Origin of the sequence: Nocardia otitidiscaviarum NBRC 14405 (genome assembly GCF_000308635.1) — a bacterium.
Classification (GTDB): Bacteria; Actinomycetota; Actinomycetes; order Mycobacteriales; family Mycobacteriaceae; genus Nocardia; species Nocardia otitidiscaviarum.
In genome coordinates this window covers 23,591-38,624 of record NZ_BAGD01000084.1, presented here as the reverse complement: position 1 = coordinate 38,624, position 15,034 = coordinate 23,591, and the positions used below count along the sequence as shown (strand labels likewise).

At 67.2% G+C, this 15,034-nt stretch carries 19 protein-coding genes; 11 read left to right on the top strand and 8 right to left on the bottom strand.

All coding sequences use genetic code 11. The features are described 5' to 3' along the window. Positions 1-108 precede the first annotated feature (108 nt). On the bottom strand, positions 109-939 hold the full coding sequence (locus ON31_RS18545; RefSeq protein WP_039815345.1) for a helix-turn-helix domain-containing protein: 831 nt from the start codon (positions 937-939) through the stop codon (positions 109-111). 88 nt (positions 940-1,027) lie between these two features. On the opposite strand from ON31_RS18545, the gene ON31_RS18540 reads away from it, so the two are divergent. Beyond that, positions 1,028-1,465: an SgcJ/EcaC family oxidoreductase gene (locus ON31_RS18540; RefSeq protein ID WP_081592552.1), complete on the top strand. Its 438-nt coding sequence runs from the start codon at positions 1,028-1,030 to the stop codon at positions 1,463-1,465. A 20-nt stretch (positions 1,466-1,485) separates the two neighbouring features. Here the strand turns inward: ON31_RS18540 and ON31_RS18535 are convergent, their stop codons facing one another. Genes ON31_RS18535 through ON31_RS18525 form a run of 3 tightly spaced genes read right to left on the bottom strand, consistent with a single transcriptional unit; the run spans position 1,486 to position 4,393 of the window. Continuing rightward, positions 1,486-2,517: an alpha/beta fold hydrolase gene (locus ON31_RS18535; RefSeq protein WP_051037449.1), complete on the bottom strand. Its 1,032-nt coding sequence runs from the start codon at positions 2,515-2,517 to the stop codon at positions 1,486-1,488. 41 nt (positions 2,518-2,558) lie between these two features. Next, positions 2,559-3,374, bottom strand: a complete 816-nt coding sequence (locus tag ON31_RS18530; protein ID WP_039815343.1) for a methyltransferase domain-containing protein — start codon at positions 3,372-3,374, stop codon at positions 2,559-2,561. Then, the gene (locus ON31_RS18525; RefSeq protein ID WP_039815393.1) at positions 3,371-4,393 is read right to left on the bottom strand and encodes a hypothetical protein; all 1,023 of its coding nucleotides are present in this window, start codon (positions 4,391-4,393) and stop codon (positions 3,371-3,373) included. The genes ON31_RS18530 and ON31_RS18525 overlap by 4 nt, the downstream gene beginning before the upstream one ends. 90 nt (positions 4,394-4,483) lie before the next feature. On the opposite strand from ON31_RS18525, the gene ON31_RS18520 reads away from it, so the two are divergent. Further along, the gene (locus ON31_RS18520; RefSeq protein WP_039815342.1) at positions 4,484-5,101 is read left to right on the top strand and encodes a TetR/AcrR family transcriptional regulator; all 618 of its coding nucleotides are present in this window, start codon (positions 4,484-4,486) and stop codon (positions 5,099-5,101) included. A gap of 96 nt (positions 5,102-5,197) precedes the next feature. Here the strand turns inward: ON31_RS18520 and ON31_RS18515 are convergent, their stop codons facing one another. Next, entirely contained in the window at positions 5,198-5,809 is a 612-nt protein-coding gene (locus ON31_RS18515) for a nucleoside/nucleotide kinase family protein (RefSeq protein WP_039815341.1), read from the bottom strand. An 85-nt stretch (positions 5,810-5,894) separates the two neighbouring features. Here ON31_RS18515 and ON31_RS18510 point away from each other — a divergent pair, with 85 nt between their 5' ends. The 3 genes from ON31_RS18510 to ON31_RS18500 are packed head-to-tail and all read left to right on the top strand — an operon-like array spanning position 5,895 to position 8,223. Continuing rightward, positions 5,895-6,743: an acyl-CoA thioesterase gene (locus tag ON31_RS18510; protein WP_029924251.1), complete on the top strand. Its 849-nt coding sequence runs from the start codon at positions 5,895-5,897 to the stop codon at positions 6,741-6,743. A 46-nt stretch (positions 6,744-6,789) separates the two neighbouring features. After that, positions 6,790-7,413 carry a pyridoxal 5'-phosphate synthase glutaminase subunit PdxT gene (gene pdxT / locus ON31_RS18505; RefSeq protein WP_029924252.1) on the top strand — a complete coding sequence of 208 codons (624 nt, stop codon included), beginning with the start codon at positions 6,790-6,792 and terminating at the stop codon, positions 7,411-7,413. Positions 7,414-7,467: 54 nt separating this feature from the next. Further along, positions 7,468-8,223 carry a YebC/PmpR family DNA-binding transcriptional regulator gene (locus tag ON31_RS18500; RefSeq protein ID WP_039815340.1) on the top strand — a complete coding sequence of 252 codons (756 nt, stop codon included), beginning with the start codon at positions 7,468-7,470 and terminating at the stop codon, positions 8,221-8,223. Positions 8,224-8,296: 73 nt separating this feature from the next. On the opposite strand, the gene ON31_RS18495 is transcribed toward ON31_RS18500, so the two are convergent. Further along, positions 8,297-8,752: a DUF4383 domain-containing protein gene (locus ON31_RS18495; protein WP_029924254.1), complete on the bottom strand. Its 456-nt coding sequence runs from the start codon at positions 8,750-8,752 to the stop codon at positions 8,297-8,299. A gap of 205 nt (positions 8,753-8,957) precedes the next feature. On the opposite strand from ON31_RS18495, the gene ON31_RS36780 reads away from it, so the two are divergent. From ON31_RS36780 to ON31_RS36775, 4 genes are all read left to right on the top strand, one after another. Next, a complete protein-coding gene (locus tag ON31_RS36780) occupies positions 8,958-9,167 on the top strand; it encodes a hypothetical protein (RefSeq protein ID WP_039815338.1) in 210 nt (69 codons plus the stop codon). Between the two features lie 72 nt (positions 9,168-9,239). Next, positions 9,240-9,563, top strand: a complete 324-nt coding sequence (locus tag ON31_RS18485; protein WP_029924255.1) for a hypothetical protein — start codon at positions 9,240-9,242, stop codon at positions 9,561-9,563. A gap of 40 nt (positions 9,564-9,603) precedes the next feature. Beyond that, positions 9,604-12,177: a TPR repeat domain-containing protein gene (locus ON31_RS18480; RefSeq protein WP_157533724.1), complete on the top strand. Its 2,574-nt coding sequence runs from the start codon at positions 9,604-9,606 to the stop codon at positions 12,175-12,177. A gap of 23 nt (positions 12,178-12,200) precedes the next feature. After that, entirely contained in the window at positions 12,201-12,968 is a 768-nt protein-coding gene (locus ON31_RS36775) for a hypothetical protein (protein WP_147287150.1), read from the top strand. Between the two features lie 7 nt (positions 12,969-12,975). On the opposite strand, the gene ON31_RS18475 is transcribed toward ON31_RS36775, so the two are convergent. Continuing rightward, positions 12,976-13,185, bottom strand: coding sequence for a DUF397 domain-containing protein (locus ON31_RS18475; protein ID WP_039815334.1), 210 nt, complete (start codon positions 13,183-13,185; stop codon positions 12,976-12,978). Further along, complete coding sequence (locus ON31_RS18470; RefSeq protein WP_039815333.1) at positions 13,182-14,069, bottom strand: helix-turn-helix domain-containing protein; 888 nt, start codon at positions 14,067-14,069, stop codon at positions 13,182-13,184. The genes ON31_RS18475 and ON31_RS18470 overlap by 4 nt, the downstream gene beginning before the upstream one ends. A gap of 402 nt (positions 14,070-14,471) precedes the next feature. Here ON31_RS18470 and ON31_RS18465 point away from each other — a divergent pair, with 402 nt between their 5' ends. Together ON31_RS18465 and ON31_RS18460 are read left to right on the top strand one after the other, a co-directional pair. Continuing rightward, positions 14,472-14,687 (top strand): hypothetical protein, encoded by a 216-nt coding sequence (locus ON31_RS18465; RefSeq protein WP_029924260.1) that lies wholly within the window; start codon positions 14,472-14,474, stop codon positions 14,685-14,687. Then, positions 14,684-14,884 carry a hypothetical protein gene (locus ON31_RS18460; protein ID WP_147287151.1) on the top strand — a complete coding sequence of 67 codons (201 nt, stop codon included), beginning with the start codon at positions 14,684-14,686 and terminating at the stop codon, positions 14,882-14,884. Before ON31_RS18465 ends, ON31_RS18460 begins: the two co-directional genes overlap by 4 nt. The last annotated feature ends 150 nt before the right edge of the window (positions 14,885-15,034 follow it).

The window sequence follows — 15,034 nt, the reverse complement described above, 5'->3', positions numbered from 1 at the left end:
TCACCGTCCTTCATGAGTCGTGCGCATGCCGAGCGCCCACCCGTGCTGTCCAGTGTGCGCCGGAACCGCCGCACGAACCGCCGGGTCTGGGGAGGTTGGCACCGGAAGTCAGCCGCGCCGGTCTGCTTCGACCCGGGGCTCGGCCAGCGCGCGCAGTGCCACCGCGGTGGCATCGTCGAGGGGATAGAACAATTCGACGGCCAGTTCGGCGAGTGTCACGTCGGCGGGCGCGCCGAAGGTGACCATGGTGCTGAACAGGCGCAGTTCGCCGTGCGGGGTGCGAATGCGCAGCGGTACCGAGAACGGGCTCGAAGGCAGTGCGGCGCTGTCGGATTCGTCCTCGGGCTGCATCGGGTAGGCGGACACCTCGTCGTAGAGGTCGCGCAGCGCCGGGTCGCCCGTCGCGCGGACCTGCCGCAGCAACCGGTCCAGCAGGTACTCCCGGACCTGTGCGTAGTTCACCATGTAGGCGGTGGACGGGTCGCCGGGATACAGGGCGAGTCGGTACACGTTCAATGGCTCGGCGGCCAGGTGGGCGGGAATCTCGTCCTCGAACAGGCCCATGGTGCGATTGGTGGCGACCACATTCCAATAGCGGTCCACCGCGACGGCCGGATACGGCTCGTGGGCGGTCAGCACGGCCGACAGGGCCGCCCGCGCGGCGGCCATATCCGCGTCCCCGAGATCGCGCTCCCGGTACTCGGGAGCGAAACCGCCCGCCAGCAGCACCGTATTGCGTTCGCGCAGTGGGACGTCCAGTGCCTCGCACAGGGTGAGCACCATGGCCCGACTGGGGCGTGCCCGGCCGGTCTCGATACAGGACAGATGCCGCGCGGAGGAGCCCGCGGCGAGCGCCAGGTCCAGCTGGCTCAGTCGCCGTCGCTGCCGCCACTCCCGCAGTAGCGTGCCGACCGGGGAGTGCTGCGCGGGACGGGTCACGCGACCAGGCTAACCGGGCGCGGATGCGGTCCGCGATGACCTGTGAGGTCATTGAGCGCATGACCCGACCGCTGGCAGCGTGACGGTCATGACGACACCCACCGACGCAACACCCACCGACACCGACACCGTGGCCGCGCGCGCCGCCGTGCTCGACCTCCTGCACGCCCAGATGGACGCCTGGGCGGCCGGGGACGGCACCGCCTTCGCGGGGACGTTCACCGACGACGCCGTGTTCATCTCCGTGCTCGGCGAATACATCTGCGGCCGTGCCGAACTCGCGACCGTCATGCAGCAGGGATTCGACGGTTTCATGCGTGGCACCCGCATGTCGGAGCCCACCACACTCACCATCGACTTCCCCGTCCCCGACCTCGCCGTCATGGTCACCATCACCCCGCGCCCGTCCCCACCCGGCGTGCACGCCGCCGAAGAGTCGATCCAGACCCGAATCGCGGTGCGCGCGAACGGTACATGGCGGTTCGCGCACTTCCACAACACGCACCGGCAGGTGCATCCGGGTTAGGGCATTGCCTATCGCAAAAGTCAACTCTCGAGCGCGGTCGCGAGATCGCCGACCGCGCCGAGGAATACCGCAGGTCGCTCGAAATGAACATTGTGGCCCGAGTCGACCTCGACCAGTGTCGCGGCGGGTAGGTGGCTCAGCGTCCTGGCGACATCCTTGTCATCCATGGCCGCCATGAGCACACCATGCTTGTCGTAGTAGGACTTGCGGTGGCGGAACCAGTAATTGGTGTGGATCAGCACGGCCGGTGCGGTGATCGCGGACAGGCTCGCATCGGTGTCGAATCCGCGGTACCAGGAGTTGTCGTACCAGGCCGCGCCGAATACCGGATCGTAGTCGGCGATACCACGGAAGTAGATGTTCAGAACCGGGGGCAGGAAGAAGACCTCCAGGGGCCGGCCGGGACGGTTGCGGAGGTAGCGGACACAATACCGGGTGATCGGTCCGGCGAGCGGACCGAAGAACGAGAATATGCGACTGCGCTCGACGTAGTAGCGGGTGAAGTCGCGCTCGCTGTCCTGGGTCAGGAATTCGTAGGTCACCCGGGCCATATCTCCGCCGGTGGTCAGCGCCGCCCGGGGCATGATCGACGAGTAGTACGGCGGGTCCTCCAGCACCACGCCGCGCACCAGGTCCGGCCGCTCGGCGGCCAGCCAGGTGGTGAGCAGTCCCCCGGAGGAATGGCCCGAGACGAGCGCGGGTGCGCCGATGATCTCCTCGATGAACCGGGCGATCCGGGCGCCGACACCGGCATTGGTGTACTCGTCGGCGGGCAGTCGCGCCGAACCGCCGTGACCGGGGACATCGATGACGTACACATGGTGGTGCTCGGCGAGTTCCGGCAGCACCCGTTGGTAGTCCTGCCAACGGGAGCCCTGTCCGTGGATCAACAGCAGTGGTCGCCCGGCGGCGGGACCCTCGGCGTAGTTGATTCGGTATCCGTCGATCTCGGCCTGTTTCTCGAGGAATCCCGCATCCCGGACCCGAGCCATCCCGCGCCGGTAGTAGCCCAGGGCCGCATCCGCATTCGACCGTTTCCGCTGCCATCGCACGGCAGCGACTGTATCCGCTCGTTCCGGTGGGTGCTCGGGCGTCAGGGCAGGTGGGCAACCACCGCGAACATGGTCACCGAGCAGTGGTAATCGCCCACCTCGGCGCCGCGGGTGAGGTCGGACAGGAAACGGTCGCGCTGGTCGAGGGTGACGGCACCGGCGGCCACGGCCTGGTCCAGGCCCGCGGTCAGCATGGTGTCGATGAAGGAGCGGTCCCAGACCACGGCATCGGCCCCGATGTCGTCGACGGTCAGGCCCGCCGCGGTGAGCAGTCCGGGCAGGCGGCGGCCGGAATGGCGGTTCGCGGTGTGGGAAAGCCATGACTCCAGCAGTGCCGCAACGACATCCGGATCACCCGGGTGGATGATGGCGGTCGACCAGTCACTGTCGACCAGGGCCACCCGGCCGCCGGGGCGCAGCACCCGGGCGATCTCCGCGGTGGCCCGCTCCGGATGGTCGAGATGCTGGAAGACCCGCTCGCATCGCACGGCATCGAAGCTGTCGTCGGGAAACGGCAGCGCATACCCGCTGCCCTCGACGAACTCCGCCGCGATCCCCGCCGCCGCGGCCCGCGCCCGCGCTTCCGCCAGCATGCCGGGATTCGGATCCACCCCGACGGCCGCGCCGCCGGGCCCCGCCAGCCGCGCCATGGCCAGCACCTCCGACCCGGTCCCCGATCCGATATCCAGGGCCCGATCCCCGGCCGCGATCCGCAGGGCAGCCCTGGTCCACTCCCGTAACCGCCGCACCCCCGGCAGCGCGGCCTGCGCGTCGAGAACCTCCACGAGAAATTCCTGCTGCTCGTCGTCCCCGATCCGATCGGCGTGGAACGACGGCCCGGCGGTGTGCTCGGTCATGATGCCGTTGTACCCGAAGTTCGCCGGGCGAGGGCCGCGAACGCCGCCTTGGGTTCCCAGCGCCGGGCCGAGGTGCGCCGCGCCGGGTCGTGCACCTTCACCACACCGTTGCTGGCCAGGTCCAGGTCGGTGCGGGGATCGTCGCGGTGGGGCAGATGGTATGACGCGAACGTGTACCAGAACGCGATGTCCACACCCTCGGCATCGAAGATGTCGAGCAACTCCAGAAGGTGTGCGGCCTGGCCGGCTTCATCACGCGTGTGGTCGCCGTCGAGTGCCAGGGGATGGGCGGTTTCCGGATCCCACATGACGATATCGCCGCCGCGCGGTCCGGCATCGGGCGCGCCACGGTAAGTGGCACAACCGAATTCGGTGATCGCCAGCGGTGTGGGTCCGGTGGCCGCGGCGCGGATGCGGGCGCGGTAGCCGTCGGCCAGTTCGGCGGAACGGTATCCGGCGTCGGTGGCGACATAGTCGAAAGGTGTCCAATCCACACCTTCGAACGGGAGCGAGCAGTAGGTGAGGGGGCCGGTGAAGGACCGTCGCGCCACCGCCACGGCGCGCATCAGGAATGCGTTGATCCGGGCGGAGAGTTCGGGGAGCAATTCGGCCAGTCGTGGGGTGGATAGCAGGGCGGCGCGCTCGGTGAAGGTGTCACCGGGAAGGAAACCGGGGACGAACAGGCTGAGTTCGGACCCCAGAGCCAGCACCACCCGCGCGCCCTCCGATCGCAGGCTCTCGGCGTAATCGGCGCAGTCGCCGAGGAATTCGAGCAGATCGTCGGCGGCGACCTCATTGGTGAACGGGCAGAGCCAGACCTCCAACCCGGCGTCGGCGGCGCAGCGCGCGGCCAGTCGCAGGCGATGGCGGTCGCCGCCGGTCACACGCACCGCATCGCAACCCAGCTCCTCTCGAATCGCCCGCATATCCTCCCGCACCCCCTCCGGGGTGAAGGGCTCGTGCGTGCAGTGGCCGCGGTGGAAGAAGCCGGTGTCGTAGGTGATGCCGATCGCGCGCATGGTCACTCCGTTCTTTAAGGTACGACACGTACCTTATATTCCGCAGACGGTGTGCCGCAAGGTTGGTTGTTCGGTACGATCCGTACTCAAATGGACAGTACTGAGGTCGAAGAACGCCCCCGGCGGCGGCGCGGAGCGGAACTGGAACAGGCCATCCTGCGAGCGGCCGTCGACGAACTCCTCGCTTCCGGCTACGCGGGCATGACCATGGACGCCGTCGCTACCCGGGCGGGCACCAACAAGAACGCCATCTACCGCCGCTGGCCCAACCGCGCCGCGCTGGGCATCGCCGCCTACCGGCAGCTGGCACTCACCGAAACCCGGATCCCCGATACCGGAAACCTGCGCGACGACGCTCTGGAACTGCTGCGCCGCGCCAACCGGCACCTCGCCTCACCCCTCGGCGATATCCTGCGCAGCCTGCTGTCCCACGCCGCCGACGAGCCGGAACTACTGGCGCAGTTGCGCGAACACGGTGGGGATGCCGGATCGCGGATGTGGCTGACCGTCCTGGAGCGCGCGGTGACGCGCGGCGAGGCGCCACCGGAAGCCCTGCACCCCAGGGTGGCGACGACAGCCGTGGTGCTGCTGCGCAACGAGTTCGTCACCCGGGGCGTCACCACGGTGTCCGAGCAGGTGATCATCGACATCGTCGACGAGATATACCTACCGCTCATCCACGGGCGCGCGAGGCGCGGACCCCGCTGAAACGAAGCGGGGCTCCAGGCGGATGTCCACCGCCGGAGCGCCAAGAGGGAAGGCCACGTGCTGCCGGAGATTCTGCTGCGCGTCGTTCGGGTCGGGCTATCGCAGCCGGAGGGCGGGGCGGGTGGGGTGGTCCCAGGCGACGATGATGTCGGGTTCCTCGTGGTGGCCGCGGTCGTGTTCGTGCAGGGCGGCGATCGTGAACGTGTCCGCTTCGGGGGTGGTGCGGTGGAGGGCGGTGTCGGACATGCGCAGGGCTACCGTCAGATCGAAGGGTAGGTTGCGGCCGAGCAGCATCGGGCCCGCGACGAGCAGGACGGTGTTCGGTGGGGTTTCGCGGGTGGTGGCGCGGGCGGAGCGGTCGGTGCGTTCGTCCCACAGGGCGGGGAGGTAGCGGTGGTGGGTGCGGAGTGGTTGCAGGACTTCGCGATTCAGGGCCGAATAGTCGAACCAGGCGGTGCGGTAGGACAGTTCGTCGGTGCGGCCGAATTCGTAGCGCAGGGAGGCGGGGCGGACGAAGTCGTGCAGGGCGATCACGGCGGCGGTGCGGCCGTGGCCGACGGCCCGGTCGGCGACGGTGCGGGCGAAGCGCACGGGATCGGCGGCGTCGGCCCCGTCCACGGCCACCACGGCGGGTTCGGGGAGGGAGAAGGCGCGGTCGGCGATGCGGTCGGCGAGAGCCTCCGGGGTGAGAGCGGCGAACTCGGGCACCCCACCATCTATACCCGGCACCATTCGCTCGAACGTCGCCGCCAGGTTGTTAGCCTGAGCCGGACAATCCGGAAAGGGACGGTGCATGGCGACGATCGAAGAGGCCCTCGAGATAGAGCACATCGAGCGCGACATCTTCCGCGGCGCGTCCACCAAGACGCAGCTGCCGCGCACATTCGGAGGGCAGGTCGCCGGGCAGGCGCTGGTCGCGGCGGTGCGCACCGTGGAACCGCGCTTCCAGGTGCATTCCCTGCACGGCTACTTCCTGCGCCCCGGCAATCCGGTGGAGCCGACCGTGTACCTGGTCGACCGGATTCGCGACGGACGCTCCTTCTGCACCCGCCGGGTGACCGGCGTGCAGAACGGCGAGGCCATCTTCACCATGTCGGCGTCGTTCCATGTGGGCGACGAGGGGCCGCAGCACCAGGACACCATGCCCGTCGTGCCGCCGCCGCACGACATGCCCGACGCCAAGACCACCATGAGCCCGGAGCGGCTGTGGGCCATGCGCGAATGGGAGCACTGGGATATCCGCACCATCCCGCAGGAGCAGGTATCGCGCCGCGACGGACTGGCCGCCCAGCAGCAGGTGTGGTTCCGCTACCGGCACCCGCTGCCCGACGATCCGCTGTTCCACGTGTGCACGCTGGCCTATATGAGCGATATGACGCTGCTGGGGTCCTCGAAGGTCATCCACCCCGACGAACCCACCCAGAACGCGTCGCTCGATCACGCCATGTGGTTCCTGCGCCCGTTCCGCGCCGACGACTGGCTGCTCTACGACCAGCAGTCGCCCTCCGCCGGGCTGGGCCGGGCGCTGACCGCCGGGCGGATCTGGAATCAGCGCGGCGAGTTGGTGGCGGTCGTGCTGCAGGAGGGGCTCATCCGCACCCTGCGCGAGCCGGGTGCGTCGTTCCCGCCCGGCACCAACTGATCCGCGCCGCCCGTGGGTGTGCCGGGTCACCAGGACCGCGGTCCGTATGCTCGAAGCCGTGAATCCGACCATTGGTGTGCTGGCTCTGCAGGGCGACGTCCGCGAGCATATGCGCGCGCTCGCCGAATGCGGGGCCGAGCCGGTTCCGGTGCGGCGGGCCGCCGAACTCGCCGCGGTGGACGCGCTGGTGCTGCCCGGCGGGGAATCGACCACCATCAGCAAGCTGCTCGAGGTCTTCGACCTGCTGGAGCCGCTGCGGCAGCGGCTGCGCGACGGGATGCCCGCGTACGGCTCCTGTGCGGGCATGATCCTGCTGGCCTCGGAGGTGCTCGACACCCGGCCGGATATGCAGCCGCTGTACGGCATCGATATGACGGTGCGGCGCAACGCTTTCGGCCGTCAGGTGGATAGTTTCGAAACCGATCTCGACTACACCGGACTCGACGACGGCCAGGTGCGCGCGGTGTTCATCCGCGCCCCGTGGGTGGAGAAGATCGGCGACGGGGTCGAGGTGCTGGCGACCGTGCCCTCCGGCCCCGCGGCGGGCCGGATGGTGGCCGTTCGGCAGGGCAATGTCATGGCGACCTCGTTCCATCCGGAGGTCACCGGCGATCTGCGAGTTCACCGGCTGTTCGTCGACACCATGGTGCGCCCACGCGCCGGTGTGTGAACGCGCGATAGTCTCTATCGGGAAAACACGTCCCCTGAAAAGAGGAAGTAGGGAATGAGCGGCCACTCCAAATGGGCCACCACCAAGCACAAGAAGGCTGCCCTCGACGCCAAGCGGGGCAAGCTCTTCGCGAAGCTGATCAAGAACATCGAGGTGGCGGCGCGGACCGGTGGTGGTGACCCGGATGGCAACCCGACGCTCTACGACGCCATCCAGAAGGCCCGCAAGAACTCGGTGCCGCTGGACAATATCGAGCGCGCCCGCAAGCGCGGCGGCGGCGAAGAGGCCGGCGGTGCCGACTGGCAGACCATCATGTACGAGGGCTACGGTCCCAGCGGTGTCGCGGTGCTGGTGGAATGCCTCACCGACAACCGCAACCGCGCCGCGGGCGAGGTCCGCGTGGCGGTGACCCGCAACGGCGGCAATATGGCCGACCCGGGCTCGGTGTCGTACCTGTTCTCCCGCAAGGGCGTCGTGACCCTGGAGAAGAACGGCCTGTCCGAGGACGACGTCCTGATGGCCGTGCTCGACGCCGGTGCCGAAGAGGTCAACGACCTGGGCGAGGAGTTCGAGATCATCTCCGAACCGGGCGACCTGGTGGCGGTCCGCAGCGCCCTGCAGGGCGCGGGCATCGACTACAACTCGGCCGAATCCGGCTTCCAGCCGTCGGTGTCGGTCCCCGCCGACGCCGACCTGGCCAAGAAGGTGTTCAAGCTCGTCGACGCCCTCGAGGACTGCGACGACGTGCAGAACGTGTACACCAATATCGACGTCTCGGACGAGGTGCTGGCGCAACTCGACGCGGAATAGCGCGATACCCGACGACCCCCGGCAGCCACGCTGCCGGGGGTCGTCCGTGTTCCGGGGATATCGGGATCGATCGTCAGGTCCGTGCCACGGTCTGGGTGGCGAGGCGCGGGAGCAGCAGGCCCAGCAGGACCATGCCGACGCCGAGGCCGAAGTGCAGCCAGTCGTCGGCGGTGTTGAGGGGAACGAAGTTGGCGTCGGAGGTCTTGTCGATCACCAGGCCGTAGATCCAGAGGGCCAGGTAGATCACGCCGCCGCCGATCAGGAAGCCGCGTGACATCGATACGGTGCGGGCCGCCAGGACGCCCACGACGCCGAAGAGCAGGTGGACGATATTGTGCAGGATCGACACCTGGAAGACGCCGAGCAGTTCGGCCCCGGACTCGTGGCCCGCGAACTTCATGGTGTCGAAGTCGGTCGTGACGCCTGGAATGAATCCGAGCACGCCTACCAGCAGGAATACCGCGCCGACGGCGGCGGAGGCGAGCTGTACCGGAGTCCATCGTCTGGTGCTGGTGTTGTAGGTCGCCATATCCTCATCGCCTTTCTACGATCCGGCACTCGGAACACCGCGGATCGCGCTGCCCGAAATGCCGGGCCTGTCGGCGACTTACCCTGGGGTGCGGACGACAAACAGCGGCGTGACGCGTCGGTACGTCGTCCACTCGCGCACGACAATGGGCGGGCGTGCCGTCGTGGTTGACTGGAAGGCACGGAACGGGCGGGGAGGAGATGGGATGGCGACCGACCCATATGCCGGGCTTCCGGCGGAGTTCGTGCGAGCGATGCGGGAATCCGAGGAAGCGGAAGCCTCGCCCGCACCTCAGGCGTCGACGACAGCGTCGGCCGAACCGCCGACGACCGAGCCCACCGAGACCACCATGAGTTACGAGGACTGGGAGGCCGAACCCATGCGCGGCAGCATCATCGATCCTCCATGGTGGTAGATCGCGTGCTGTCGTACGATCGGGCCTTGGAATCCGACTGAAGTCCGTGCGCTGCGGGAGGGGGGATGACCAATGTTGGTGCAGGCCGATATCGATCAGCTGAGGACCTTGGCCACAACACTGGCGGGGGTGAAGGTCGCGATCGACGGCATCGATGTCCGATCGTTCGCGGAGTCCGTCGGTGCCGCATTGCCGGGTACGGCGCTCGGTGACACCGCCGACCTGGCGACCGAGAACATCGAACGCGCCTGGTATCGGGTGGCCGAGCGGATCGGGCGGATCGGTTCCGCGATCGACCAGGCCACCGGTGTGTACAACGCCGCCGAGACGGTGTCCGAGGGCGAGTTCGTGGAGCTGATGGCCGGATTCGACTTCCGGGCGGCGGACAACGGCTGATGGCCCAGGAATGGAACCTGACCCGGGCGAACGTCACCGCATGGCGTACCAGCGCGCTGTCGGACCTGGCGGCGACGATCGAGGCGGCGGCGAAGACGTACGGCGAGTTGTCGGGATCGATGCCGAACACTTCGCGAACCTGAACGGCAGTTGGGCGGGTAACGCACATGATGCCGCCTACAACCGAGTCGGCGAGGAGCACCGGGAAAGCCTGAAGGTCGGTGATGAGGTCGACGACGTCGTCACCGCACTGCGGGCCGCCGACACCCGATTGCACAATGAACGCGAGAATCTGCTGAACAAGGTCGCCGACGCCGAAGACCCGGCGGGCGCGGTCGCGGGGGAAACCTATACGGTCAATGATTCCTGGTTGGTCGGAGCGACCAAGCCCGAGGGCGTGACCGATGAGCAGGCCAAGCAGATCCGCGACAACTGCAAGTTCCATCAGGACGCCATACGCACGGCGCTGCTGTCGCTGCGCGATGCCGCCATGGAGGAAGCGCAGAAGATCGTCGCCGCGTCCGGGGAGGCGCGTGATCGCGGCATCTACTTCGGTGACGGAATCAATTCCCCGCTGCCCGAAGGCGGATTGGTCGATGATTCCGAGCTGGGGTACGAGACCGGCCGGGAGGACGGTATCGCCATCGCGGACGGCACCGCGACCGATGCCCAGATGCAGCGCATCGCGGCGCGGCTCGCCGAGACGGGCCTGACCCCGGACCAGCTCGAAGCGCTCGCCATCGGTCAGGAAGTCACCGTCCCGTTGTCGTCCATGGCATATCTGACCGAGTTCTACGCCAGCGCCGGGCGTGACGGGTTGCTCGAGTTCGCAACGCAATTGGAGAGCAACGGTTCTCCGCAGGCGATACAGCTGCGCGAGAACCTCGCCAACGGTCTGATGACGCTGTCGAACGACAAGGTCGTCGTGCGTGACGGTGTGCGGCCCTCGGGAGTGGTGCGCGGTGGATACGATCGGCTGCCCCCTGAGATTCGTGAGCTGGTCGGCACCCGGCCGGGCCTGGACACACCGGACGGCAATACCCGCGAGGTGCCCGACGACTACCGGACCGGCGGGCTGTTCGGCGGGAACAGCGGCGCGAGCCCGGACTATCAACGCGACCTGGGGCGGTTCGCCAGTCTGGTCGATGCGGCCGGGGAAGGCAACGAACCCGGGCAGCGGTTCGGCATGGAGCTGACCCGCCAGGGCGCGCACCTGGCGGGTCTGGCCGACGCCTGGTCCGGCGGTGGCAGTTACGACGGGGCCGGTGAGCAGACGATCCAGAACTTCGTCAGTGCCGGAACCCGCAGCGACGAGGCCAATTACGCACTGCTCACCGGCAACGGCCCGGAGGAGCTGTTCGGCAAGGACACCCCCGGGCAGGCATACGACGGCTACCACCGCGACGATGTGATCGTGCCGCTGCTCCAGCACGGGTGGAGCGACGACGGCGCGGCGCTGTCGGAGATGTTCACCTGGACCAACGAGGACGCGCGCATCACCGACCCCGACAACCCGGCGCAGGTCGAACGCGCGGAGCGGGCCGGTGAAGCGGCGTACGGCCTGGCGCAGCTGCTCTCCACCACCGAGTCGGGAGCGAACGGCACGAACCTGTACGAGAACTGGCTCGATATGCCCGGCCATGACGGGCAGTCGCTCGGGGAGGTGAACCCGGTCGCCACCAAGGCATTGGCCGCCGCGCTCGCCCCGTACACCCTCGATCTTGTCGACGCCAATGACGATCTGAAGAACACCGCCGGATTCGGCCCGCTCGGCGGGCCGGTCGAGGCCACGCGGGTGGTCAGCATCCTGAACAGCGACCCCGAGGCGGCCACCATCATCAACAGCGCCGCGCTGGCCGAAGCTGAACGCATAGACGGCATCTACGCCGACCGCTACGCCAACGGCGAGGAAAACCACCTGCTCGGCACCCAGTCCGGTGATCTGCGCTGGCTGGTCAACGCCGGTATGGAAGCCGAGATCGCCGACCGGCAGCTCAACGCCCAAGACGCCGATACCACCAAACAGCAGAAGTACGCCGCCGCCTACACCGCCGCACAGATCGCGCTCGGTGGATTCGGCCCCGGATATGCGGGTGCGGCGGCGGTAACGGAGTTCTTCAAGAACGACATCATCTCGGTGGACGGGACATTCGTGAATCCGTTCCCGGAGGTCGGGATTCAGAGCGCGGATGGGGAGGAATTCAAGAACTACAACCCGGCCGAGATCGGCGATGCGAACAACCGCATGTACGCCATGATGCAGGGGCTCGTCAACGGTGGGCATATCGACCCCGCGACGGTACCAGAGGTATTCCGCAACGCCGATGGAACACTCAAGACCTACGTGCAATTGAGTGCGGAGACGAACGCGGCAAACAATGATGAGGTTGCGCGCGTGGTGAATGCGGGATATAACGCGTTGCCGAGGATTTTGGAGAATGCCGGTTTGACGAACAAGACCGACTACACCGACGCGGTCACCGAGGCAGCGCTGATCAACGATCGTGAGGTGCTGTACAGAGGCAATAGTAGCAACACTGTGGCCCTCGAGAGCGTGCTGAAGAACGGCGGCGCGAGCTCTGACAGGTACAACCAATGGAGGCACCGGGAATGACGAGAAGTGCGTATCCTCGCGCTGTGTCTATCGTGGTCACGGCGTTCCTGGCAGCTGCCTGCACCGGGAGCGAAACCGATGCGCCGATCGGACCGGGCACACAGGCGTATACACCGCCTGCGGAGGTACTGAATGCCACGGTGATCTGGTCCGCCGACCCCGGAATCGACCTGTTCGACTCGTTTCCCACCCTCACCCGCGCCGCTGAGGAAGCCCTCGAAGTAGCGACGAAAGCAGGGGTGGAGAACTCGTATCCGGGGTTCGACGAGGCTGTAACCGACGACCGGATACGGGATCTCTACTTCCGCGTGACAGCAAGTCGCGGCACCATGATTTACGGAACGCTGTACCGGCACATTCTCGAAATAGTCCCTACAGACACGGGATTCATCTCGTACGTCTGCGAATCGTTCAAAGATTACGCTCGGGAGCGTGACGGCAAGTACAATTCTTCCCGCAGCCGCACCGGTAATCTGCAAACGATAACCTTCATCAGCAATGATCTGGACTACCGTCCGCCGAATACGGACCCGTCGAAGCCCACCGCGACGACGACCGCAGCCCCCCTATCGGTTCCTGCCAGTCCTCCCGTGTGGCAGGCACCGGAGGACAACCTATTTCGCGGGTGGACAGTCAATCTGAATCCGACCGGTGATTCCCACAATGAACGGTGTGCGCCCTGGATAGCGACCATTGATCCCGACGCACCAGTCGAACGCACGACCGTGACAACCGACGAACCGCCGGAAACCTTGCCCGCCTACCCCGGATGGTCCCGGTATCGGCTTTGATCCGGTGTTACGCGTGATCGAAGCCCCCGGCTCGAACGGAATCGGTGAACGCGTCCCAAGCTGGTCCGTCGAACAGCAGGACGGGACTCTCGGTGCCCAAGGTGGAATCTCGCACGCCGACCATGCCGCCGTGCAGGTGCGCGGCCTCGACGCATTCACCGCCGGATGTGCTGTGGCTGGACTTGAACCACTTCGCCTGTGCTGGATCGATCTTCACCCTGCGTTCTCCTTCGCTATCGACAGGATCAGCTGTCTGGTCGCATCCTCGTCCACTGCGGCTCGGCCGATCTCGGCGAACGCGTCGCGGTAGCGCCTCACTTCGGCCTCGCGTTCCAGGTAGAGGTCTCCCGCGTATTCTTCCACGAATACCACTGGCGGTCCCGTCAATCCGGACGCTGAGAGCTTCGGGAACTCCAGCAGCACAAAAGATCCCACGCAGGAGCCGAGGTGCCGTGGGGCGCTGAATGGGACGGCGCGGACCGAAACGTTCGGCAGTTGCGAGACTTCCCAAAGCCTGCGCAGTTGATCCGCCATCACCTCTGGTCCGCCGATCTGGTCGCGGAGGACGGCTTCCCACAGTATGGCGTCGACCGCGAAGCCGCTCTCGTCGAGCCGATTCTGTCTTCTCATGGCTATCTCGATGCGCTTCTCGACCTGTTCGGACGGCATATCGGGGTGCTCCGTCCATTCGATCGAACGGCGGTATTCGGCGGTTTGGAGGAGACCCGGAACGACGGCTGTCTTCCAGATGCTCAGCTTCCGTGCCGATTCCTCCAAGCTCATGTAGTGGTCGAAGCCGACGCGCATTTCATCGACGTACGCGCGCCACCAGCCACCACCGGACTTGCGGGTGGTCCGAACCTCGTAGGCCAGCTCCAACAGCGTCGTCCGTTCGGTCGCGGTTGCCTCGTACGCGTCGCACAGGGCGTTCATGTACAGGTCCGACACCTTTGTCGGTAGTCCGTCCTCCATACGCCCGATGGTCTGGGGCGACACTCCGATCACCCGCCCGGCGGCGGACTGGTTCATGCCGTGGGCCTCGCGCAGGCGCTTGAGTTCGCGTCCCAGCGCGCGGCGGGCGAGTGTGGATCCGGTCAGCATTTCGTTTGCCTCGCTATCGGATTAACCCAATTCTGGAAAGCTCTGCCGTGGAAGCGTGCTGGGTGGAAATGCCGCGCTTTCTCGGCCGAAACGCGTGTCCGGGGGTGCGCAGTCCCGGTGATTCGGAGTGTACTGACGGCATTCGCCGAGGTCAGGGGATTCTCCAGAGCCCTAACGCATTCCAGAGTTCCGAGGAGGTGGCCGACCATGCACGAACTTCCCCGGTGGCGCACAGCGCGGTACCGGATTCCACGCTCACGCCGTCGCGCGCGCATCGAATCATGCAGGACCACAGAGGTTGTCCGGTTTCGGTGTGTCCGGCGAAGGCGCAGGCGAAGCGGCTGCTGATCGAGGCGGGCAAGCTGGTGCCCGCCGATGCCCCGCATGTGGGGAGCTGACGACATGGGCGACAATCCGATCTTTCACCGGGTTCCGGATCATCCGATCCTGAACCTCGAGGTGGCGCAACGCGCGCTGGCGCGACACCGGGACTGCGGCGACGACTGCGCCGCGCGGCGCTACTTCCTCGCCTTGGTGCCCGCGCTGAGCCAAGGACAGCGCCCGGTGGACGGCCGTGACTCCGTCGGCGACTCCGATGGTTCGAGGTGGGCGAGATGATCGGCGCGATCGCGTATCTGGCACTCGGCGCGGCAATGGGCATCCTGGTCGGTTGGCGATTGGCGACCGCGCACCGGGCCGAGCACGCCGTCCGTCGTGGAGCCGGGCGTACCGTCGCGGAGATCCGAGCCCGGCTCGACCGCGAGGCCCGCGGACGGTCGCCGAACCGGTCGCGGCTCATGATCCTTGCCGCGTAGGGGCGGGAGTTCACGCCGGGTAGCGGTGCGGGGGTTCACGCCGGGTGGCGGTGCGGGGGTTCGCGCTGCGTAGCGGTGCGGGAACTGTGGCCGCCAGCCGTGCGGGAATTCCGGCCGCGTAGCGGTGCGGCCGCGTGGAAGAATCGCCCG